The sequence below is a fragment of the Butyrivibrio sp. INlla14 genome (genome assembly GCF_900102515.1).
GTDB lineage: Bacteria > Bacillota > Clostridia > Lachnospirales > Lachnospiraceae > Butyrivibrio.
The window spans coordinates 1-23438 of record NZ_FMVS01000040.1 but is presented as its reverse complement, the minus strand read 5'-3'; the positions used below and the strand labels follow the sequence as shown (position 1 = coordinate 23438).

At 41.9% G+C, this 23438-nt stretch carries 19 protein-coding genes and 1 pseudogene; 17 read left to right on the top strand and 3 right to left on the bottom strand.

The genetic code is table 11. The annotated features are described in order from the left end of the window. The first annotated feature begins 360 nt into the window (after window positions 1-360). The gene (gene galT / locus BLO53_RS17580) at window positions 361-1893 is read left to right on the top strand and encodes a UDP-glucose--hexose-1-phosphate uridylyltransferase (protein WP_092064652.1); all 1533 of its coding nucleotides are present in this window, start codon (window positions 361-363) and stop codon (window positions 1891-1893) included. A 90-nt stretch (window positions 1894-1983) separates the two neighbouring features. On the opposite strand, the gene BLO53_RS17575 is transcribed toward galT, so the two are convergent. Further along, window positions 1984-2625, bottom strand: coding sequence for a hypothetical protein (locus tag BLO53_RS17575; RefSeq protein WP_092064649.1), 642 nt, complete (start codon window positions 2623-2625; stop codon window positions 1984-1986). Window positions 2626-2710: 85 nt separating this feature from the next. Between BLO53_RS17575 and BLO53_RS17570 the strand changes: the two genes are divergently transcribed. The 4 genes from BLO53_RS17570 (at window position 2711) to BLO53_RS17555 (ending at window position 7097) form a co-directional block, all read left to right on the top strand. Next, on the top strand, window positions 2711-4279 hold the full coding sequence (locus tag BLO53_RS17570) for a VanW family protein (RefSeq protein ID WP_092064646.1): 1569 nt from the start codon (window positions 2711-2713) through the stop codon (window positions 4277-4279). A 15-nt stretch (window positions 4280-4294) separates the two neighbouring features. Beyond that, the gene (locus BLO53_RS17565) at window positions 4295-5287 is read left to right on the top strand and encodes an AIR synthase-related protein (RefSeq protein ID WP_092064643.1); all 993 of its coding nucleotides are present in this window, start codon (window positions 4295-4297) and stop codon (window positions 5285-5287) included. A gap of 164 nt (window positions 5288-5451) precedes the next feature. Further along, window positions 5452-5940 (top strand): Lrp/AsnC family transcriptional regulator, encoded by a 489-nt coding sequence (locus BLO53_RS17560; RefSeq protein WP_026489546.1) that lies wholly within the window; start codon window positions 5452-5454, stop codon window positions 5938-5940. After that, window positions 5937-7097, top strand: a complete 1161-nt coding sequence (locus tag BLO53_RS17555; RefSeq protein WP_092064640.1) for a pyridoxal phosphate-dependent aminotransferase — start codon at window positions 5937-5939, stop codon at window positions 7095-7097. Before BLO53_RS17560 ends, BLO53_RS17555 begins: the two co-directional genes overlap by 4 nt. 370 nt (window positions 7098-7467) lie before the next feature. On the opposite strand, the gene BLO53_RS17550 is transcribed toward BLO53_RS17555, so the two are convergent. Both BLO53_RS17550 and BLO53_RS17545 read right to left on the bottom strand, forming a co-directional pair. Further along, entirely contained in the window at window positions 7468-8412 is a 945-nt protein-coding gene (locus BLO53_RS17550; protein WP_092064637.1) for a 3'-5' exoribonuclease YhaM family protein, read from the bottom strand. Window positions 8413-8444: 32 nt separating this feature from the next. Then, window positions 8445-9794, bottom strand: coding sequence for a S1C family serine protease (locus tag BLO53_RS17545; RefSeq protein WP_092064634.1), 1350 nt, complete (start codon window positions 9792-9794; stop codon window positions 8445-8447). 151 nt (window positions 9795-9945) lie between these two features. On the opposite strand from BLO53_RS17545, the gene BLO53_RS17540 reads away from it, so the two are divergent. The 12 genes and pseudogenes from BLO53_RS17540 (at window position 9946) to BLO53_RS19345 (ending at window position 23339) form a co-directional block, all read left to right on the top strand. Then, a complete protein-coding gene (locus tag BLO53_RS17540) occupies window positions 9946-12345 on the top strand; it encodes an endonuclease MutS2 (protein WP_092064631.1) in 2400 nt (799 codons plus the stop codon). A 17-nt stretch (window positions 12346-12362) separates the two neighbouring features. After that, window positions 12363-13064, top strand: a complete 702-nt coding sequence (locus tag BLO53_RS17535; protein WP_026489550.1) for a response regulator transcription factor — start codon at window positions 12363-12365, stop codon at window positions 13062-13064. Further along, on the top strand, window positions 13065-14498 hold the full coding sequence (locus BLO53_RS17530; protein ID WP_092064628.1) for a HAMP domain-containing sensor histidine kinase: 1434 nt from the start codon (window positions 13065-13067) through the stop codon (window positions 14496-14498). It begins immediately after the preceding gene. A gap of 46 nt (window positions 14499-14544) precedes the next feature. After that, window positions 14545-15048, top strand: coding sequence for a tRNA (uridine(34)/cytosine(34)/5-carboxymethylaminomethyluridine(34)-2'-O)-methyltransferase TrmL (gene trmL, locus BLO53_RS17525; protein WP_026489552.1), 504 nt, complete (start codon window positions 14545-14547; stop codon window positions 15046-15048). Between the two features lie 56 nt (window positions 15049-15104). Continuing rightward, window positions 15105-16856: a 23S rRNA (uracil(1939)-C(5))-methyltransferase RlmD gene (gene rlmD / locus BLO53_RS17520; protein WP_092064625.1), complete on the top strand. Its 1752-nt coding sequence runs from the start codon at window positions 15105-15107 to the stop codon at window positions 16854-16856. A 65-nt stretch (window positions 16857-16921) separates the two neighbouring features. Beyond that, window positions 16922-19231 (top strand): zinc-ribbon domain-containing protein, encoded by a 2310-nt coding sequence (locus BLO53_RS17515; protein ID WP_176757347.1) that lies wholly within the window; start codon window positions 16922-16924, stop codon window positions 19229-19231. A 289-nt stretch (window positions 19232-19520) separates the two neighbouring features. Continuing rightward, window positions 19521-19967 carry a GNAT family N-acetyltransferase gene (locus BLO53_RS17510; RefSeq protein ID WP_092064619.1) on the top strand — a complete coding sequence of 149 codons (447 nt, stop codon included), beginning with the start codon at window positions 19521-19523 and terminating at the stop codon, window positions 19965-19967. A gap of 8 nt (window positions 19968-19975) precedes the next feature. Then, window positions 19976-21190 carry a tyrosine-protein phosphatase gene (locus BLO53_RS17505; protein ID WP_092064616.1) on the top strand — a complete coding sequence of 405 codons (1215 nt, stop codon included), beginning with the start codon at window positions 19976-19978 and terminating at the stop codon, window positions 21188-21190. A 4-nt stretch (window positions 21191-21194) separates the two neighbouring features. Next, window positions 21195-21584: pseudogene (locus tag BLO53_RS19970) on the top strand (GNAT family N-acetyltransferase); the annotation flags it as partial. Window positions 21585-21611: 27 nt separating this feature from the next. Continuing rightward, window positions 21612-22130: a GNAT family N-acetyltransferase gene (locus tag BLO53_RS19965; protein WP_092064655.1), complete on the top strand. Its 519-nt coding sequence runs from the start codon at window positions 21612-21614 to the stop codon at window positions 22128-22130. 27 nt (window positions 22131-22157) lie between these two features. Next, on the top strand, window positions 22158-23186 hold the full coding sequence (locus BLO53_RS17495; protein ID WP_092064613.1) for a S66 family peptidase: 1029 nt from the start codon (window positions 22158-22160) through the stop codon (window positions 23184-23186). Window positions 23187-23192: 6 nt separating this feature from the next. Beyond that, complete coding sequence (locus BLO53_RS19345) at window positions 23193-23339, top strand: hypothetical protein (protein WP_176757346.1); 147 nt, start codon at window positions 23193-23195, stop codon at window positions 23337-23339. Window positions 23340-23438 lie beyond the last annotated feature (99 nt).

Genomic DNA, 23438 nt, shown 5'->3' with positions numbered 1-23438 from the left:
GATGCTCTTTCTCTAACGGCGTACCTTTTAGGGCCGTCACGTCCACTGTCATCTACAATAGTATTCACTGGTCTGGGAACTGCACGGATATCTGCTGGAACTGGCATAAGAAAGCCTCCTTTTTATATAGTCCTATTATACCATAGTCGGACTATATAATCAAGTTTTCTTTGTCCCATTTTACAAAAATCTGATGTCAAAGTGCAGTAAAAATCAGGGAAAATGATGCGGTTTACCAAGGATTTTTGCCTTTGGTGCACTCATTTTCTGACAATTGAAGTAACAAACCGCGGATTTAGGGGCTTAACCTATAGTCCGACGATTTGGGAAAGTTTTAGTTTATAGAATGAGGGAATGAAAATGATTCAGAATGCAGTAAACAAATTGGTAGCGTATGCTATTTCAACAGGACTTATTGAAAAAGAGGACATCATATACACTGTGAATTCTCTTTTGATCGAGCTCTCACTTGATAGCGCGGATTATGAGATAGCTGATATTGAGAAAATGGCAAAAGAGGTACCTTCAGAAGAAGCAGCTCTTTCTCAGTACCTTGAGAATACTCTTAAGGAAATAGATGACTACGCAGCGGCAAATGGACTTATTGAAAATGATAGCGTAGTCTACAGAGACCTTTTTGATACAAAGATAATGGGACTTATGGTGGAAAGACCAAGTGCCATCATCAAAAAGTTCAACGAGAAATACGAAAAGAGTCCTCAGGAGGCCACAGATTACTACTATAATCTGTCCAAGAATAGCGATTATATCCGCAGATATCGTATTGCCAAGGACATGAAGTGGATTGCACCTACTGAATATGGAGATCTTGATATTACTATCAACCTTTCCAAGCCTGAAAAAGATCCAAAGGCAATCGCAGCTGCTAGAAATGCTAAACAGAGTGGATATCCAAAGTGCCAGCTCTGCTGGGAAAACGAGGGCTATTCAGGAAGAGTAGATCACCCTGCAAGAGAGAATCACAGGATTATTCCAGTAACAATACAGAATTCCAAGTGGGGATTCCAGTATTCACCATATGTTTACTACAATGAGCACTGTATCGTGTTTAACTCCCAGCACATTCCTATGAAGATAGAACACAATACTTTCTGCAAGTTGTTTGACTTTGTTAAGGCTTTTCCACATTACTTTGTAGGATCAAATGCAGATCTTCCGATAGTAGGAGGATCTATCCTGAGTCACGACCATTTCCAGGGCGGGCACTACACCTTTGCAATGGCCAAGGCACCTGTAGAGAGGACATTTTCAGTTAAGGGCTTTGAAGATGTAAATAGTGGAATTGTTAAGTGGCCTATGTCAGTTATAAGGCTATCTGGCCCAGATACTGACAGGATCATTGAATTGGCAGATGTGATCCTTAATAAGTGGAGAGGTTATACCGACGAGGATGCCTTTATATTTGCTGAGACAGACGGAACACCTCATAACACAATAACACCTATAGCTAGAAAGCGCGGAGACAACTACGAGCTTGATCTTGTTCTTAGAAACAATATCACTACAGATGAGCATCCACTTGGTGTATATCACCCACATGCTGGGCTTCATCATATCAAAAAAGAGAACATCGGGCTTATAGAAGTTATGGGCCTTGCGGTTCTTCCTGCAAGACTTAAATCAGAGATGGCACAGCTAAAAGAGGCTATTTTAAGCGGCGCTGACCTTAGGAAAGATGAAGTACTTGAGAAGCACGCTGACTGGGTAGATGCCTTTAGCAAAAAATATAATGCTATTACAGAAGATAATATTGATGATATTATTCAGAAGGAAATTGGCGAAGTATTCATGCATGTTTTAGAGGATGCAGGTGTTTACAAGAGAACACCTGAGGGACAGGCTGCCTTCGACAGATTTGTAGCAACTTTGTGATAAATAATTAGACATAAAATGAAAAGGTTTGCACCAAATAAATAATGGTGCAAACCTTTTTCTTCGAAGTCATATTTTTATCAAACATGATCATGCGGATGTTTCCTGAGGCAGAGCTTCTTCAATCATTTTTACTATTTGATTTCTGCTAAGTGAATTAAGCTCATTAGCTATTGGGAGCAGAGCCTCTAGTTTGTGAGTTATCTCGGAGCTTGTCATTTCAAGTTTGGTTTTGTACATGTCAACAAGAAGCCTGTAGGTTGAGGAAATATCTGTTCTTGTCTTTACTGCAAATTCTAGAACATTGGCCGCATCCTCATATCGGCACTGGTTGTATAATTCCTGTCCCCATTTCTGAAGGGATACTACGAGGGAAGTATAGTTCATATCATATTGAGTAAGAGCTGTGATGTTAGCAGTTCCATATTCTAGCTTAAGATCTGTATTGGATATTCCGGTAAAGTTTACAATTTTTTCATCTTTTAGTGCCAAAACTTCTTCTTCAGCGCCTTTTAGTACAGGGTTATCACCGTAGGTATCAAAGGGGAGAAGGTCAATTGGGATGTGTATATATTCAAGATTCTCAAGGCTCTTTTTACGAACGCTGTTGGATCTTCGCTCCCGATCCCAGAAGTTTTCTTCCTTCTCATCGAACTTTTTCTTGACCCTGCCAGCGCGCCAGTTGAAGAATATACAGAATAGTATGAAACTTGCTAAAAAGGGGAATTTCATCTATAATATCCTTTCAGTTAATAAGAGCAAAATAAACGAACTATAGTCTACAATTATAATAGCACAATAGCTCAGAGGGAGCATTATGAAAAAATTCATCGGAGGAGTGATCCTCGCTTTATCTGTGCTGTTACTTCTGCCCGGTATTCCGACAAAAGCAGCAGATGGAAGAACAATCGCAAAGGGCGTATACATTGGTGACATTGATGTGTCTAATATGACAGTATCTGATGCAGGCAATGCCCTTCATGCATATTTTGACAAGATGGCAGGTGCTGAGATAACCTTATCTGCCGGAGAGGGCAAGAGTCTAACAATAACAGGCGATGAGCTTGGTATTTCATGGAAGAATCCACAAATTATTGAAGAGGCTTATAACCTAGGACATACAGGTAATATCATCAAGAGGTACAAGGCTCTCAAAGATCTTGAGAAAAATGGCCATAGATTTGAAATAGAATTTGGCTTTAATGATGAGCAGCTTCAGGATATAGTTGAGAACAGATGTAAATCTTTTAATCAGGAAAAGGTTAACTACAGGCTTACTAAGACTGCTGACGGATTTTCTGTAAGTCAGGGCCAGGTAGGATACCTTGTAGATGTTAATGAATCTATTTCCGCAATAAAGAGCTTTGTTTCAGGAGGCTGGGATGGCGAGAATGCCACAGTTTCTCTTTCTGTAAAAGAGGATAAGCCTTTAGGAAGTGAAGAAGAATTATCCAAGGTAAGAGATGTACTTGGAACCTATACAACAAGTTACAAGACTTCCGGATCTTCCAGAAGCGCCAACGTGGCTAATGGCTGCTCACTTATAAACGGAACAACTGTTTATCCGGGTGAGGAGTTTTCAGTACTTGATACTATAACACCATTTACAGAGGCCAATGGCTATTATCCTGCGGGCTCTTATCTGAACGGAATTGTTGTAGAGAGTATTGGAGGCGGAATCTGCCAGGTTTCAACAACGCTTTACAATGCAGTCCTTTTGGCTGAGCTTGAAGTTACAGAGAGACATAACCATTCTATGATCGTTTCATATGTTTCTCCATCAGCTGATGCGGCTATTGCAGAATCAGGCGGCAAGAACTTTAAATTTGTTAATAATACAGAATATCCAATTTATATTGAGGGATACACGTCCTCTGACAAGCATATTACCTTTACGATTTACGGAGTAGAGACAAGGGATGCCAGCAGACAGGTTAGCTTTAAGAGTGAAGTTTTAGAGACTACACCGGCATCTGCTGATCAGTATGTAATTGATGCTTCTCAGGCACTTGGCTATGTGGGTACTCAGTCGGCACACATAGGCTACAAGGCTCAGCTTCGCAAGATAGTAACAGAACATGGGCAGGAGATCAGCAATGAAGTGATCAACAGCAGTAACTACAAGATGGTTCCCAAGATCATCACAGTTGGTACTGCAGGAGCTGATGAAACAGCAGTAGCGCAGCTTCAGACTGCCATTGCTACAGGAGATGTAGGTACAGTTAAGGCAGTAGCAGGAGCTTTGGCAGCTGCCAGAAATGCCGCAGGAACAGAGAATGCTGAGGCAGCAGCTCAGGCTGCAGCAGAGGCTGTTAATGCAGCTAATGCCCAGATCCAGCAGCAGGCACAGGCAGAGGACATGGAATCTGTTTCAACAAGTGGTTGATAAAATGGAGAATTGATGAGATTAGGCAAGATTACAGAAAAAGCTTTAAAGAGATCCGTTTTAAAGCAGCTTAGAACAGAATTTAAAAAAGAGACAAGCGCAGCTGTAGGGACAGACTGCGCTTTTTCTACTAAAGGCGAGGATGCTTTTTCCACAATCGTACCAGTAACTGTAAATATTAAGGATGCTGGCTATTACGGTGTTGTGAAGGCGGTTAATGGCCTTGTGTCACAGGGGATAACCCCGGATCATGTAGAGGTGTCAGTGCTGCTTCCTGTGGATGCAGAGGAACCAACCCTAAAAAGAATCGTGGCGGATGCCATAAGTGGAGCCAAGGCATGCGGAGCTGTATATGCTGGCGGGCATAGTGAGGTAACAAGTGCAGTAAACAGGCCGCTTGTTACAGTATCTGCTGTGGGACATGTGGATAACTCTGGTGACGCCAAGGATTTAAAAATATTTAATGGGAAAGGTGCTCCGGGACAGTCGCTTGTAATAACCAAATGGGTAGCTCTGGAAGGTACAGCCATGCTTGCTTCCGAGAAATACGAGGAGCTTACGTCCAGATATCCAGCGCCATTTATAGATGATGCGAGAGGGTTTAAGGATTTTCTTTTTACAGGAGAAGAAATGGCTGTCGCCCTTAAGTCGGGGATAAGTTCTTGTCATGATCTTTCAAATGGAGGAGTTTTTGCGGGACTTTGGGATATGGCTGCCCGAGCGGGATGCGGCTTTAAGGTTGATCTTAAGGCAATTCCTCTTAGACAGGAAACTGTGGAAATCTGTGAGTTTTTTACACTTAATCCATATGAACTTATGTCTGGTGGAGCATTACTTATGACGTCTGACACACCGGAGAGGCTTGTAGCGGACCTGGAAGAAAAGGGAATTCCTGCGACTATCGTAGGTGAGCTTATGGAAGGGAACGATAAGATAATCATAAACGGGGACGAGAGTAGATTCCTTGAGTCACCGCAGGCGGATCAGATACTAAATGTTTTGTCATAAGTTATTGCTTTGTTCGTATATACAGGCAGTTTGTGTCTATGAGAGATAATTGCAATGAGGATAAATTTGCAAGGTTTACAAGGGCGCAAATGTAGGGCACAATATTTGTAGTTTGTAAAATGCGTACAGATTATAAGACGTATATAAAAAATGAGGAGAATGAGATGGGAACCAGGGAAGAAATATTAAATATAATCGAAAAGAATAGCAGAATAGATGTCCATGAACTCAGCGTTTTACTGGGGGCAGATGAGCTTCTTGTTGCCAATGAACTGAAGGCACTTGAGGAAGAGGGCGTTATCTGTGGTTATCATACAATGGTGGATTGGTCCAAGACCAGCCTTGAAAAGGTTAATGCACTTATCGAAGTTAAGGTTACTCCTACAAGAGGCCAGGGCTTTGATAACATCGCAGAGAGAATCTACAAGTATCCTGAGGTAACAAGTGTTTATCTTATGAGCGGCGGCTTTGATCTTATGGTAATTCTCGAGGGCAAGTCACTTCAGGAGGTTGCAGGCTTTGTTAACAACAAGCTGGCTACTCTTGATACTGTTCTTAGCACAGCAACTCATTTTATCCTTAAAAAATATAAAGATCACGGAACAATCCTTACAAAGAAATATGAAGATACAAGGGAGATCATTACACCATGAGAAATCCATTAGGAAGCAAAGTGGTTGATATCAAACCCTCAGGTATCAGGAAATTCTTTGATATTGTACAGGAGACAGAAGGCGCTATTTCACTTGGCGTTGGTGAGCCTGATTTTGATACACCATGGCACATAAGAGATGAGGGTATTTATTCCCTTGAAAAGGGTAGAACCTTCTATACATCAAACTCTGGATTAAAAGAACTTAGAGTTGAAATTTCAAATTATATTAAGAGAACACAGGGTGTTGAGTACGACCCAATCAAGGAAGTATTCGTAACTGTAGGTGGATCTGAGGCTATCGACCTGGCATTCAGGGCAATGATAGATGCGGGTGATGAGGTCCTTATTCCACAGCCAAGTTATGTTTCCTACGAGCCTTGCGCAATCCTTGCAGATGCTAAGCCTGTTATCATTGAACTTAAAGAGGAAAATGATTTCAGACTAACAGCTCAGGAAGTGATAGAAAAAATTACAGATAAGACCAAGATCCTTGTTCTTCCATTCCCTAATAACCCTACAGGTGCTGTTATGGAAAAAGAGGACCTGGAGGCTATCGCCAAGGTAGTTTTAGAAAATGATCTCTATGTTATTTCAGATGAGATTTATAGCGAACTTACCTATAAGGGCGAGCATGTATCTATCGTTTCACTTCCAGGAATGAAAGAGAGAACAATCCTTATCAACGGTTTCTCCAAGGCCTATGCCATGACAGGATGGCGTCTTGGATATGCCTGCGGACCAGAAGTTATCATGAAGCAGATGGTCAAGATACATCAGTTTGCTATCATGTGCGCCCCAACAACCAGCCAGTATGCGGCTGTAGAGGCCCTCAGAAATGGTGACGAAGATGTTAAGCGTATGAGAGAGGAATACAATCACAGGAGAAGGTACCTGCTTAATGAGTTTAAAAAGCTTGATATACCTTGCTTTGAACCCTATGGAGCCTTCTATGTGTTCCCAAATATCAAGAAATTTGGCATGACAAGTGATGAGTTCTGCACAAGACTCTTAACAGAAGAAAAGCTTGCCGTCGTTCCGGGAACAGCTTTTGGAGACTGTGGAGAAGGCTTTATCAGAATATCTTACGCCTACTCCCTCGACAACCTCAAAGCCGCTATGGAACGCTTCGAACGCTTCATCAGCAAATTAGCATAACGCCATATAATAATGATGTACCACATTTGGTTGGCATTTTGTATATGACCTGACGCATGCAACAAAACTCACATTTTCCTCATAATTCTACTGAGAATCTATGTTTCGAGATCAAATGTTGATTGATGCAGACAGCTCAGGTGTAGTACTGTATATTCCCTGCTTCAGATTGAGGGCAAAAATGCGCAGTTCTCGGACGAGCAGGACGATTTATAAAATGAAAAAAAGAAGAAAAGTCGACTTTTATGAACAAAGTGAAAGGAGACTTTTCTTCTTTTTTGAATTTAAATAAATCGCCGCGCAGACGAAAACAAGTATTTTTGCACTCTACTGAAGCGGGTAATATATAGAAAAAAACTGAGTGGCTGTATTAATCAACCCTTGTCTCGAATACATTTGATTCGAAGAACTTGTTATAGCCCTGCCAGCCAGGTGTTGTAACGTTAGCTAAAAGTTCAGTAAAGGTTTCCATCTTGGCATCAGTGTTATCTGCAAGATTCAAGGCAACAGCTTCCATGATGGCAGGCTTTTTTGGAGAGCCATACTCAAATTCACCGTGGTGAGCAAGAATACAATGCTGGAGCTCCTGCTTGAGAAGCTCAGGGAATCCCGGAATATTTCTGGCCTTATCACTGACCATTTCGCATCCCATCACGATGTGACCTAAAAACTGTCCTTCATCAGTGTAGTCATTTATTGGGAAAAGACTAAGCTCTCTGGTCTTACCAATGTCGTGACACATAGCTGCAGTAAGTAGAAGATCTCTGTTGAGTCTTGGATAAGCCTTGCTGAAGTAGTCACAGAGCTTGGTAACGCTTAATGTGTGCTCAAGAAGTCCTCCGATAAAGCCATGGTGTACAGTCTTGGCTGCGCTTGATTTGCGGAAAAGCTCAATGAACTTTTCATCCTGAACAAAGAATTCTTCCAGAAGCTTTTTAAGGTAAGGATTCTGGATACTTCCGATTATTCCAAGAAGCTCTTTATACATTTCATCGATATTCTTGGAGGATACAGGAAGGTAAAGTGCAGGGTCATATTCACCTTCGTGGCATTTTCTGGCTCTTTTGATATTAACCTGGAGAGCTCCGTTAAAGCTTGTTACCTCTCCAAATACATCGATGCAATCTGTATCATCGAATTCATCAATTCCATCGCTATAGGGTTCCCAAACCTTGGCATCTACAGTGCCTGTCTTGTCCTGAAGAGTAACCGAGTAGTACTCCTTGCCGTTCTTGGTAGTGGCACTTAATTTGTGCTTGCACATGTAGATGTCGGCAACTCTGTCACCGGGTTTTAAGTCCTTGATAAATTTCATTAAAAAATCCTCATTTCTAATCTAAACTAGCTTCAGTTATGGGTGGCTTCTGATAAAGTTGCATCCATAACTATCTCAATATAATCGGTAGGCGCCTGACGCATTACCGTAATTGATATTACATCATCGGGGCTTAGCTGGGCAAGTTTATTTATAAGCTGCTCGTAGCTTGTGATCTCTGTGTCACCAATTGCAGTTATGATATCACCGCTCTGGATTCCAGCCCTCATGGCAGGAGAACTTAGTTCTGTCATTGTGATGTAGGCTCCTGCAGGAACATTCTGGAAAGCCTGGAACTCCTGTGGAACAGTGACTCCGTGGACTCCGAGATAAGCTCTTTTCTTGGTGTTAGAAAGATCCTCCATAAGAGCCTTAAGCTCAGTGATTCCTATGGCGCAGATGTTATTTGAAAGATCACTTGGCTCCTGGTTCATATCGATAATGCCAAGAACCTGTCCACTTAAGTTTATTAGAACACCACTTCCCTGTTTGCTTCCATAGATATCTGTAGTAAGCAGTTTATAGGAGCTGTCGGGAAGATCGATTGATGTCTTTTCACTGGTCACTATGCCGTAAGCAATTGATCCCTGAACTCCTACAGGGCTTCCTATTGCTATAACAGGTAGTCCGGCAATACTGTTTGAGTTGGAACTTCCAAGGGAAGCCACACGAATCTTTTCTCTGGTGTCACTAGTGAGAGCTGACTTCTTTATAGTCAAAACGCAGAGGCCGGTAATTTTATCCACAAGATTTATAGAAGCTTCTGCCATGGCATTGTCGCAAAATGTAATGCCTATAGTCTCTGCATCTGCAAGGTTATCATAAAAGGCAAGGACAAGGATATTACTGCCAGCATCAGCAATAATAAGTCCTGAAGCCACGCCGCTACTTTCAAAAGACGAACTAAACCAGTTGTTGTCGTTGGAAATAGCAGTGACTTTAACTATGCTCCTGTTGGCTTCAGATGCTACTCCCTTAAGGGAGGAGATCATTTTTTCATAGTCAGAAGAACCAAAGGTGTAAGAGGCAAGAGCCTGATCAATCTGGTCTTTCTGAGTAGCTTCAAGACTCATAGCTTCGCTTGCAGCTATCTCTTTTTCCACAGCATACATTTCTTCAGGAGTCAGCTCATCACTAGCTGATTCAGCAGGAAAAGAAACAACTTCAGGCTCCTTTTCTGGATATAGAGTATCAGTGAAAATGGGCTGAAGTAAAAGAAATGTAAAACAGGCAACTCCGCCAAAAACAACAGCAAGAGAAATGGTTATCATCGTTCTTCTAAGGAGCTTTTTCCTGTTTATGGGGCGCTGCTTTATCTTCTCACTGATAAAGGCAGTGTTGGCCAGATTGTCCTTTTTGTTTTCATCCTGATTAAGTGCCATACAGATTCCCCCAAATATTAGTTGTGTTCAATATCTTTATAATTATAGCCGCTTTCTTATGAGATTTCAAAATAATAGTCCCTAGCCATGCAAAGATATAGATGTTAAACTGTACTTTGGGAAGTTATATGAAAAAAGAGGATATAAAGTAATGAATTCGAAAGCTTTACACGTACTTGAGTACGATAAGATAATTGACAAGCTCACATCACATGCAACATCAGACCCTGGCAGAAAACTCTGCATGGAGCTTAAACCTTCATCAGATCTCAAGGAAATTCGCAAGAATCAGGAAAAGACAGCTGATGCTATTGCCAGGATTTTCAAGAAAGGTTCTATTTCTTTTGGCGACAACAGGGATTTCACAGGATCTTTAAAGGCACTTAAGATTGGAAGTGCTCTGGATATGCCTGGATTATTAAGGCTTGCAGCATTTCTTGAGAATGTAGCAAGGGTAAAGAACTACGGCAGAACACAGAGAGACGACGAAGCGCCAGATTCTCTCACAGAGTCTTTTAGCATGCTAGAGCCACTTACACCTATATCTACAGAGATCAGAAGGTGTATTGTCTCTGAGGAGGAGATGAGTTCAGATGCAAGTCCTGCTCTGAGGCACATCAGACGTGGAATTGGTCTTACTAACGACAGAATCCATGAGCAGTTGAATAAACTTATAAATGGTTCCATGAGAACCTATCTCCAGGACGCGGTGGTTACTATGCGTGATGACAGATACTGCGTGCCTGTCAGAAGTGAGTATAAATCACAGATAAATGGAATTGTTCACGACCAGTCATCTTCTGGATCAACTCTCTTTATTGAGCCGGCTGCGGTTGTTGAACTTAATAACAAGATAAAAGAACTGATTCTGCAGGAAAATGCTGAGATTGAGAAGATTCTTTTAGAACTGAGCCTTCAGGTTGGAGAATATGTTGAGGCAATCAAGTATAACTCAGAAATCATGACGGATCTTGACTTTGTGTTTGCCAAGGCCTCCTATGCTCTTGAAATCAATGCTATAACACCTGTATTTAACGACAACCACTCTTTTGACATCAAGAAGGGAAGACATCCTCTTATTGCAAAAGATAAGGTGGTTCCGATAGATGTCTACGCAGGCCGAGATTTCGACATGCTGATAATTACAGGACCTAACACAGGTGGTAAGACTGTAACGCTTAAGACAGTAGGTCTTTTAACGCTTATGGGACAGGCTGGCCTTGCAATACCTGCAGGGGACAGGTCGGAACTGTCAGTATTTAATGAGGTTTATGCGGATATTGGAGATGAGCAGAGTATTGAGCAATCTCTTTCAACTTTCTCATCTCATATGACAAATACCGTTTCAATCCTTGAAAATGCAGATGAGAATTCTCTTTGCCTTTTTGATGAATTGGGAGCTGGTACAGATCCTACAGAGGGAGCGGCTCTTGCCATATCAATACTGAATAACCTCCATGACAGAGGTGTCAGAACATTGGCAACAACCCACTATAGCGAGCTTAAGGTGTACGCTCTTAATACTCCGGGTATTCAGAATGCCAGCTGCGAATTTGATGTGGAGTCCCTGCGCCCAACTTACAGACTTCTTATTGGAATTCCAGGTAAGAGTAATGCTTTTGCGATTTCTAAAAAGCTGGGTCTTTCTGATGATATCATAGAGGCGGCAAGGGAACAGATTGGCACAGAGGACAAGAAGTTTGAAGATCTTTTGGCAGATCTTGAGAAGAGCCGCAAGACAATAGAGGCTGAGAGAGATGAAATAGCGCAGTACAAGCGCGAGGTAGAGGAACTTAAAGCTAAACTTGAGGACAAGACTGACAAGCTCGACAGGCAAAAGGAAGATATCTTAAGACAGGCCAATGAAGAAGCAAGAAACATTCTTCAGGAAGCCAAGGATCTTGCGGATGAGACCATCAGGACCTTTAGAAAGGCTGGTCCTAATGCAACTATCCAGGATCTTGAGAGAGCAAGGACCAATGTTGGGCAGAAGATTTCTGCCAAGAATAAGGCAATCAGCACCAAGAAGGAAGCTGCTAATCCGACTCATCCTATTTTGAAGGAATCTCAGCTTAAGCTTGGAGAGTCAGTTAAGATTGTATCTATGGGACTTAAGGGAACTATTTCTTCCAAGCCAGACAAGGACGGCAATCTCTATGTTCAGTGCGGCATCATGAGAACCAAGGCTAATATTAGAGACCTTGTTCTTGTTCAGGATGAGGATGGCAAGGCTGCCATGAAGAAGTTCTATGGCAGAAATACAAGCTCTTCTTCAGGCAAGATGGATCTTTCACGTGCTGCAAGTATCAGAACAGAGATTAATCTCATTGGTAAAAATAGTGACGATGCTATTTCTGCACTCGATAAGTATCTGGATGATGCGTATATGTCTCACCTTAATAATGTGAGAGTCGTACACGGCAAAGGCGCTGGAATTCTGAGACAGGCTGTGCATAACTATTTAAAAGGCGTGCCTTATGTAAAATCATTTAAGCTTGGTGAGTTCGGTGAGGGAGATGCCGGAGTTACCATAGTTACATTTATAAAATAAGTAAAAGTGAGGGGATAATGGTTACTAAACAGAAAATTTTAATTGTGGATGATGACAACAACATTGCGGAGCTGATTTCTCTTTATCTGATAAAAGAGTGCTTTGAGACCAAGATATGTAACGACGGAGAATCAGCAATCAATACCTTTGATACCTTTGAACCGAATCTGGTTCTGCTGGATCTGATGCTTCCAGGAATTGATGGATACCAGGTCTGCAGAGAGATAAGAACTAAATCACAGGTTCCAATCATCATGCTCTCTGCCAAGGGAGAAGTTTTTGACAAGGTTTTGGGCCTTGAAATGGGCGCAGATGACTACATGGAAAAGCCCTTTGATTCAAAAGAGTTAGTGGCAAGGGTTAAGGCAGTACTAAGGCGCTATAAACCTCAAACTCAGGAAGCAGCACCTTCTGACGATAAGGTTGTAAGATATCCTGACCTTGAGATCAATATGACAAATTATTCAGTTACATACATGGGAGAGCGTGTGGATATGCCACCCAAGGAACTGGAGCTTTTGTATTTCCTGGCAGCTTCTCCAAATCATGTTTTCACAAGAGAACAGCTTCTTGATCAGATATGGGGATATGAATACATTGGAGATACCAGAACAGTAGATGTACATATCAAGAGACTTCGTGAGAAGCTAAGCGACCATGACAGCTGGCGTCTTGCTACAATTTGGGGAATTGGATACAAGTTTGAGGTACTACAGTAAATGAAGAGAACTCTTTATTTTAAATTTTTGTTGGCCTACCTTTTGTTTGGTATCTTTGGATTTGTAGTTGTTGCAACATTTGTTTATACAATGACCTATGAGAGATTCCGCCGGGATAAGGCAGAAACACTCTATCAGGTTGCAACTCAGATTGCCAATACCTACGCCGCAGACCTTTATAACAGTGAGACTTCGCTAGAGGCCGTTCATTCGCAAGTGGTAGCTTTGTCAAAATATATGGATGGCGCATCTGTGTGGATTGTAAACCCTTCAGGCCGTTTGGTTCTTGATTCTTCAAGGGTTATAGAACCGGGCGAAGAAATAATGATCCAGGGTTTTGATCCAACAGTAACTGGCAGTACCTACTACACCACGGGAAACTTCTGGGGCTGGTTTAAGTGGGATATGTTAAGCGTATTTGCGCCAATCACAGCGAACTTTAAGGTTCAGGCCTACGTTATAATTCATTATCCGATTGCTGATATTCAGAATACAGCCAATGAATTTTTGAATATTTCCTACCTGATGCTGATAGTTCTTTTCCTGCTATCCCTTATTATTCTGATCTTCTTTACTGAGCTTGTGTATGTGCCGCTTAGGAAGATTACTACAGCAACTGAACAGTATGCGGCAGGAAATATGGGGTATGAGTTTTCTGTTGAGTCAGAGGATGAAATGGGCTATCTTGCGGCATCCTTGTCCTATATGGCAGGTGAGATTGCAAGGCAGGAAGATGATCAGAAGAAATTTATTGCTAACGTTTCCCACGACTTCAGGTCGCCACTTACCTCTATAAGAGGTTATCTTGTGGCTATGCAGGATGGCACCATCCCTGAAGAGATGCATGGCAAGTACCTTGGAATTGTTATCAACGAAACTGACAGGCTCACTAAGCTCACCAATGAGCTTTTGACACTTAACAACCTTAATACCAGAGGAATGCTCCTTGACAGGACTGACTTTGACATCAATCAGGTTATCAGGAACGTGGCAGAATCCTTTGGCGGAACCTGCCTGGACAAGAATATCGGTATAGAGCTTGTTCTTACAGATGAGAAGATGCTGGTCAATGCCGACATCAGCAAGATACAGCAGGTTCTATACAATCTTGTGGATAACGCTATCAAATTCAGCCACAAGGGAGGCAGCGTCAAGATTGAGACTACGGAGAAACACAGTAAAGTCTTCGTCTCTGTAAAGGATACCGGAATCGGAATTCCCAAGGAGGATCAGAAGCTTATCTTTGACAGGTTCTATAAATCTGATCTGTCACGAGGCAAGGACAAGAAGGGCACCGGACTTGGCCTTGCTATAGTAAAAGAAATAGTGAAAGCCCACGAAGAGAATATCAACGTTATCAGTACTGAAGGCGTTGGTACAGAGTTTATTTTTTCACTTGCCAAGGCAAAAGCCATGGATGAAGTGGATGAGTGAAATGATTCATTATCAAAATGTGAAGATAAGAGGATAGAGTGAACTAATTATGCATATAGTATTGCATCAACCAGAAATACCACAGAATACAGGAAATATAGGAAGAACCTGCGTTGCAACAAATACGAGCCTGCATCTTATTGAGCCTTTGGGCTTCAGGCTTGGAGAAAAAGAGCTAAAGAGAGCAGGAATGGACTACTGGGATAAGCTTGATGTTACAAGATACATTGACTACCAGGATTTTAAGGCTCAGCACCCGGATGCTAAGATCTGGATGGCTACTACCAAGGCAAAGCGCAGCTATACCGATGTCTCTTTTGGCATGGATGATTTCATAATGTTTGGTAAAGAGAGCGCCGGAATTCCAGAAGAGATACTTGTGGATAACGAGGAAAACTGCATCAGAATTCCAATGGGAGAAGACATTAGATCCTTGAATTTATCTAATTCTGTTGCAATAGTGTTGTACGAAGCTCTTAGGCAGAACAACTTTGAAGGGCTTGAGCGCAAAGGAGAACTTCACAGGCTTCACTGGAAGGATGAGAAGTAAATTCGAAGTAGCGAGAATTTAGCTCAATAAGAGTTGTGATTTAGTAGGATTATCAGATGAGTAAAAAAATAGAAGAATCAAAATATGAAAAAGGTGATCTCCTTACAGTGGAGATCACAGATATTGGCAACGATGGAGAGGGCATAGGCAAGGTAGACGGCTATACCCTCTTTATTAAGGATGCGGTAATTGGTGACAAGGTCAGTTGCAAGATAATGAAGGCTAAAAAGAATTATGCCTACGCACATTTGGAAAAGGTTATAGAGCCATCAAGTGACCGAGTAGAGGCGCGTTGCCCAGTTGCTAGGCAGTGCGGAGGGTGCCAGACTCAGAACATGTCTTACGAGAGGGAACTTGCATTCAAGCAGAACAAGGTAAGAAATAACATCGTAAGACTTGGTGGTTTTGATGAGTCTTTTGTGGATAGCATCATGGAGCCAATTATTGGCATGGAGGAGCCTTGGAGATATAGGAACAAGGCCCAGTTCCCAATTGGAAAAGATAAAAATGGCAAGATAATTGCAGGATTTTATGCAGGAAGGACACATAGCATAATTCCTGTCACGGATTGTCTTATCGGTACTGCAGAAAATAAAGACATTCTGGATGTCATCATCCGCCACATGGAGAAAAATAAGATTGAGCCTTATGATGAGGCTTCTGGCAAAGGCCTTGTGAGGCATGTTCTTATCAGAAAAGGCTTTACTTCGGGCCAGATCATGGTTTGTCTTGTTCTTAATTACAAAGGGCGTGGTAATAAGAAAATTGCAGGTGGAGAATACACTTCTTTAGAATATATATCAGGCCAGAAAGAGCTTGTTACAAGGCTCTCTCAGATAAAAGGCATGACCAGCATATCTGTTAGCATCAATACTGAGAAGACCAATGTTATCATGGGCACAGAAATACACACTATATGGGGAAAAGATACTATTTCCGATACCCTTTGTGGCCTTGAATTTGAGATTTCACCACTCTCTTTTTATCAGGTAAATCCTGTTCAGTGCGAAAAGCTCTACGGACAGGCTATTAAATATGCTGCTCTTACAGGAAATGAGACAGTTTGGGACTTGTATTGCGGCATTGGAACTATAACCCTTTCTATGGCTAAGACAGCAGGGCATGTCTACGGAGTTGAGATAATTCCTGATGCCATCGAGGATGCCAAGAAGAACGCCGCCAGAAACGGCCTTTCAAATGCAGATTTTTACTGTGGAAAAGCTGAGGAAGTACTTCCTGATTTTTACAAAAATGAATCAGAGAAAAAAGCTAGTGACACAGTTTCTGCCCTTCATCCAGATGTAATTGTCGTTGATCCGCCTAGAAAAGGGTGTGATGAGAAGTGCCTTGAGACAATGCTCAAAATGGCCCCGGATCGAATTGTCTATGTAAGCTGTGACAGTGCTACCCTGGCTAGGGACTTGCGCATACTTGTGGATGGCGGCTACGAGCTAAAGGCTGTGCGTCCCTGCGATATGTTTAGTCACACCGTACATGTGGAGACGGTATGTCTTTTGTCCAAACTTTCCGCTGCGAAGCACCATATCGAGGTAACGGTCGAAATGGATGAGCTTGATATGTCATCGGCGGAAGCAAAGGCAACCTATAAGGAAATACAGGAATGGGTGCAGGAGAAGTATGGATTCCATGTGACGAATCTCAATATTGCTCAGGTGAAGCAGAGGCACGGGATAATAGAGCGGGAGAATTATAACAAGCCAAAGTCTGAAAACAGTAAGCAGCCCGGATGTCCGGAGGAGAAAGTTAAGGCTATAGAGAACGCTCTCAGGCATTTTCAGATGATATAATAATTGAAACTCGTTGAGTGTTGTATTTACTGCTTCGATTAACAATGTTTGTGCTTGGTGATGATATGAGAAAATATGGTTCATTAAAGGAAGAATTTCCCGAAATAGCAAAGCAATGGCATCCAACAAAAAACGGGAATGTTACTCCAGACATGGTGGCATCAAGAATTGGGAAAAAAGCCTGGTGGTTAGGTCCATGCGGGCATGAATGGGAGGCTGCTATTTCAAGTAGGACAAAAGGTATAGGATGCCCTTTCTGTCGCAACTTATATGCTCTCGAAGGCTTCAACGACTTGACAACTACTCATCCTGAATTAGCTAAAGAGTGGAACTATGAGAAAAATGGTAGTTTAAGACCAACAAATGTTACATTTGGATCTCGCAAAAAAGTCTGGTGGAAATGCGAGAAAGGACATGAGTGGGAAGATGCGGTAAAGGACAGGGCAAAAGGCAAGAAATGTCCATATTGTACCAATCAGAAAGTCCTTCCTGGGTTCAATGATTTGTTAACTGTCAACCCAGAAGCCGCATCAGAGTGGAACTATGAAAAAAATGGTACTCTCACCCCTGATAAAGTAAAATATAGTGCCAACATTAAGGTGTGGTGGAAATGCGCGAAGGGTCATGAATGGGAAGCATTCGTTTTCAACAAGAGTAAAGGACATGGCTGTCCTTACTGTAGCAATTTTTCTGCTCTAGCTGGATACAATGATTTGGCAACATTAAACCCTCAGTTAGCAGAAGAATGGGACCATGAAAAAAACGTGGGTATAAAACCTACAGATGTAACTATTGGCTCAAAAAAGAAAGTCTGGTGGAAATGCACAAACGGCCATGAATGGGAAGCGACCGTGAAAAGCCGTGTTAGCGGTAACAATTGCCCGTTCTGCGCAGGCCAAGCAGTCCTGACAGGCTTTAATGACTTAGCAACCACAAATCCGGCTCTGGCAGAAGAATGGAATTACAAAAAGAATGGAAAACTAAGGCCGACAGATGTTACCGCTGGGACGCAAATGAAAGTCTGGTGGATATGTGCAAATGGCCATGAGTGGCAAGCTACTACCAATAGCAGAAATCGCGGAAATACTTGTCCATATTGTTCAAACAATTATGTGCTTGCAGGCTATAACGATTTGGCGACAACTCATCCTGACATTGCAAAAGAATGGGATTATGAAAAGAATAAGGAAAAGCCAGACGAGGTACTAGCAGGGAGTAATATAAAGAAATACTGGTTTATCTGCCCTAAAGGACACAGTTACTCTACCACATTACTCAACAGGAAAAAAGGAACTGATTGCCCCATTTGTGCCATGGAAAGACATACCTCTTTCCCCGAGAAAGTAATCTGCTTCTACATGAAGAAATACCTAGATGATATTGTAGAGAACTATCATGACTCCACCATTGGAAGAAAGGAAATTGATGTTTTTTGTCCAGAGCACAAGTTTGGAGTTGAGTATGATGGTCGTGCCTGGCACAAAAATGTTCAGAGGGATATTGCGAAAGATAATGATTGCTTAAGTGCGGGAATAACACTGTTCCGGGTGAGAGAAATCGGGTGTCATGAATATAAAAGCACTTCGATTAAAAAATACATCAAGCCCTATGATATGCAAGAATTGAAAGATGCTATCCTCTCTATCTTCAGTTTTTTGAACAGCAAGTATCAACTAAACATAGACGCAATAATTGACATTGATCAGGATCGAGCAGAGATTTTGGAGCAGATAACCCTGTCTGAAAAAGGGAATTCCGTTGCAGTTCGCTGTCCTCAGATAAAAGAGTTTTGGGACTATAAAAAGAACGGAAAGATTACCCCGGAACAAATATCTCACTCAAGTATGAAAAAAGCTTTTTTCAAATGCAAGTCTGGACATACATGGGAGGAAGTAGTTAGCAACTTTGCCGCTCGTCCTTGGTGCCCATATTGCTCGGGGCGTAAAACGTGGTCAGGTTATAATGATTTGTTTACCACAAATCCAGAATTGATTCCGTTTTGGTCAAAAACCAACACAATTGATCCGAAAACAATAAAAGCAGGATGTAATTCAAAGGCATTATGGTGTTGCCCGAATTGTGGCGGTGAATATGAAATGGTTGTTGCCCATAAAGTAAAAACGCCGGGCTGCCCATATTGTTCCGGGCATAGGGTTCTGAAAGGTTATAATGACATGGCTACTTTTCGCCCTGATTTAGTTGAGGAATGGGATTATGAAAAGAACTATCCATTAATGCCAGATGAGGTTACAAAAGGATCGAACAAAAAAGTATGGTGGAAATGTCGTATCTGCAACAATGAATGGCAGGCTGTTATTCACTCTCGCGCTGTTCTAAATAGAGGTTGCCCTATATGTAGACGGGCAAATTCGTAGAATTTCAATGCCACTTGGATAGCACAAAAATCAAGAGAAAATGTGAAATCGTTGAATGGCAAAATTATAATCTTCCAAAGGGTAAATATTCAAGATCGCCGAGGACGTTTTAAGAGAAGGAAGAAGCAATCATTGATGCAGATTAGTATTTTCAGATGATTTGAATGGAGTAAGACCTATAATAGCTATTTCGGAGATAACAGATATGGCAAAGAAATTGGTTCGCCGAAATACGGAGAGAACAGCCAGGAGGATACAGCAAAATGAAAAATGACAGTGGGGTGTTGGAATGGTTAGAGAAGCTATCAAAGAAGATTTGGATAAAATCCTCTCTCTGTATCTGTATTTACATGAAGAGGCAATACCGGATAAAGATGAACATCTAAAGGGTGTATGGGATCAGATCATCGAAGATTCCAATCATCATCTAATTGTAAATGAAGTGGACGGTGCTATCGTCTCTTCCTGTGTTTGTGTGATCATCCCAAATCTGACAAGGAATGTGAGACCATACGCATTTGTTGAGAACGTGGTGACTCATGCAGATCATCGTGGTAAAGGATATGCTGTACAGTGCCTGGAATATGCAAAGCAGATCGCTGAAAAGGAGAACTGCTACAAGATGATGTTGCTTACTGGATCGAAGAAACCGGAGACACTGCACTTCTATGAAAAAGCGGGGTATAACAGCAGTGATAAGACCGCCTTTATACAGTGGCTGGGGATGGAGAGATAATAAAAAGAATGGGCGAGAAGAGTTTACTGGCGACAACATTAAATACAAGGGATCTTGGAGGTCATATTACTTCAAACGGTCAAAAGACAGTCTGTGGCAGGATTATCAGGAGTGATCGTCAGGAATACCCGGATCAGGATGATATCACATTGCTTTTGTCAAAAGGTATAACAACCATCATAGATATGCGAGGCGAAGCGGATATCAAAACGAAACCGAGCGGCTTTGCCAGGCAGACTGGTTTTACCTATATCAACATTCCCATTGAAGAGGGAAGTTCAGTACCGGAATCTGTAGAAGCTGTTCCGAAAAGCTACATGAAGATTGCAACATCGCCAAATATTCGCAAAGTGTTCGAGATGATCGGAAATGCTCCTGCAGGTGTGATGTATAACTGTGCTGCAGGCAAGGATAGAACGGGTGTCGTTACAGCAATTCTTCTAATGCTGTGTGGTGTGGGTGAGGAAGAAATCGTATCTGATTACATGCTCACAAAAGAGTGTAACAGGGAACGATTTGAGATGTTAAGGGTAAATCATCCGGAGATTGACTTAAACATCGTGATACCAAGGGAATCTTACATAATCGATTTCATGAAACTGTTTAAGGAAAAATTCAGTGATGCGGACGGATATTTCCGGGAGACAGGCGTTTCCGATGAAACAAAAAACAGGATCCTGAAGAAAATGATGCGAGAAGAAAATGAGGAACTGACTATCGAACTTCAGGATACAGAGTGGCCATTTGAATATACAGATCATGATCGTAGGATAGCAAGAGGTATCGTGTATGATGATGAAGGTTATTTCTATTTTGTCAGGGCGCAGCGTGATGATGATTTCGGAAAAGCCACTCTGATAGAGACATCCGGCGGTGGAGTTGAAGCGGATGAAGATCTCATCACAGCAATAAAGAGAGAACTTAAGGAAGAACTTGGTGCCGAGGTTAGTATTGTCTGCAAAATCGGGCTTGTCAGTGATTATTATAATCTGATCCACAGGCACAATCTCAACAATTACTTCCTCTGCAAGGTTCTATCATTTGGAGAAAAGAATCTGACTCAGGATGAGATAGAGAGTTTCCATTTGTCTACACTCAGACTTTCCTATCAGGATGCGGTCAAAGAATACAAAAGATGCTCTGTTACAAAGCTGGGAAGACTTGTGGCGAACAGGGAATTGCCGATGCTTAAAAGGGCAAAAGAGATCATAGAAGGTTTATAGGATAATGGGGATGAACGAGAAACTGCAAATAGTCGAATATTATTCTTCTGATGATTGGGCACATTGGCTGTCTGAAATAAATAAGAGTGACTGGCGTGCCGGGGAGTATCTGCATGAGCTGATCCGGAAGAATGAGCTGAAGAAGCTATGCGGAGAAAGAACTAAAGTATTACTGCTTACTGATAAAGACAGATTGCTTTCTTTTTGTACATATGCAGAGCAGGATGATGTACGTGATCCCTCTCTAACGCCATGGGCAGGTTTTGTCTACACATTTCCGGAATTTCGCGGAAAGCACTTCGTAGGGAGACTGCTCGAATACGCATCCGGACTTGCACGAAAGGACGGGCATGAATATCTGTATATTTCAACAGGTGAAACAGGGCTTTACGAGAAATACGGTTTTACATTCTGGAAACAAATGAAAGATGTAAATGGCGAAGAGAGCCGCATTTATCGAAAGAGAACAGATGTAGCCATAAGAATGCTTCATGAGGATGAGAAAGACCTATTAAAGGATTTTTTGTACGAGGCAATCTATATACCGGAAGGTGTAGAGCCGCCGCCGAAAGACATCATTTTTCAGCCTGAGCTTAGACTATACTATGAAAATTTCGGAACTGATCCAGCTGATAATTGTATCGTTGCGGAAGATCAAGGCAGAGTGATCGGGGCAGTATGGACACGGATCATGAATGATTACGGTCATGTTGATGATGAAACACCTTCTTTTGCTATCTCTCTGTATAAGGAATACAGAGGAAAAGGTATCGGTACTAAACTGATGAAGGAAATGCTGGCGCTTCTTAAAGAGCAGGGCTATGGCACGGCATCTTTAGCGGTGCAGAAAGCGAATTACGCAGTGAAGATGTACAAGAATGTCGGATTCAAGACCGTGGACGAGAACGCCGAAGAATATATTATGGTGTGCGAATTGTAGAATCACTATTTTTTGAGGTGTGAGGCGATGATAAAAAACATAGCGATTGTAAGTCTTTCCAGCGGCATATTGGGCGAGGGATTTATCCGATTTGAAGTTGAAATCGGCTTACGCAGATTGAAAGAATACGGTTTGAATGTTCGGTTCATGCCCAATGCGCTCAAAGGATTGGAATACATCAAGGCGCATCCCGAAAAAAGAGCGCAGGACTTGTTGCAGGCCTTTCGCGATCCTTCTGTAGATATGATCCTGTGTGCCATTGGTGGGGATGATACTTATCGTCTGCTGCCGTATTTGTTTGATAATAATGAGCTTGCCGGTGCTGTATCTAATAAGATTTTTCTTGGTTTTTCCGATACGACAATCAACCATTTTATGCTTCATAAGGCAGGAGTGAACTCGTTCTATGGTCAGGCATTCCTTCCTGATATATGTGAGCTGAGCTCAGATATGCACCCGTATACGCGGAGGTATTTTGAGAAACTAATTGCGACAGGAACAATCTCTGAAATAGTGCCCAGTGATGTTTGGTATGAAGAACGCAAAAAATTTTCACCAGATCAGATGGGGATACCTACAGCCTCCCATCCGAATCATGGCTTTGAGCTCTTACAAGGTGCTCCTGTGTTCTCTGGGAAAATACTCGGCGGGTGTATTGATTCTATGTATGATATGTTCAATGGCGACCGATATGCGGATATGCCAGAATTGTGCCAAAGGTATGGATTGTTTCCAGAAGCTGAGGACTGGATGGGACGCATACTGCTCTTGGAAAGTAGCGAAGAGAAAATGGCTCCAGCTCAATATAAGAAGGCGCTGGACTATTTAAAAAGGACAGGAGTATTCAGTTCTGTGACAGGCGTTATCGCTGGCAAACCTATGGATGAAACCTATGCGCAGGAATACAAGGAACTTCTTGCCGAGGTAATAGATAATCCCAAGCTGCCAGTCGTCTTCAATCTGAATATTGGCCATTCTATGCCGCGATGTATCATTCCTTTTGGCGTAGACGCAATCGTTGATGTCGAAAAACAAATAATAAAATTTGATGTGTGAAGGCGGGTGAATGCATATGCATATATCATGAAATATGCGGAAGAAAACGGCTATAAGGTGGCAGGACTTTCAAGAGAATGCTACATTGACGGTATTTGGAACAAGGAGTCTGTAGATGAATGGCTCACAGAAGTGCAATTACCAATCGGGTAAGAAAATGATGCTGTATAGTTAAACTTGACAACTTATTCTCGTATATCTTGAAATATAGGTAAGAGAATAAGGAGGTGCCAGATGGCAACTAAACGGTAT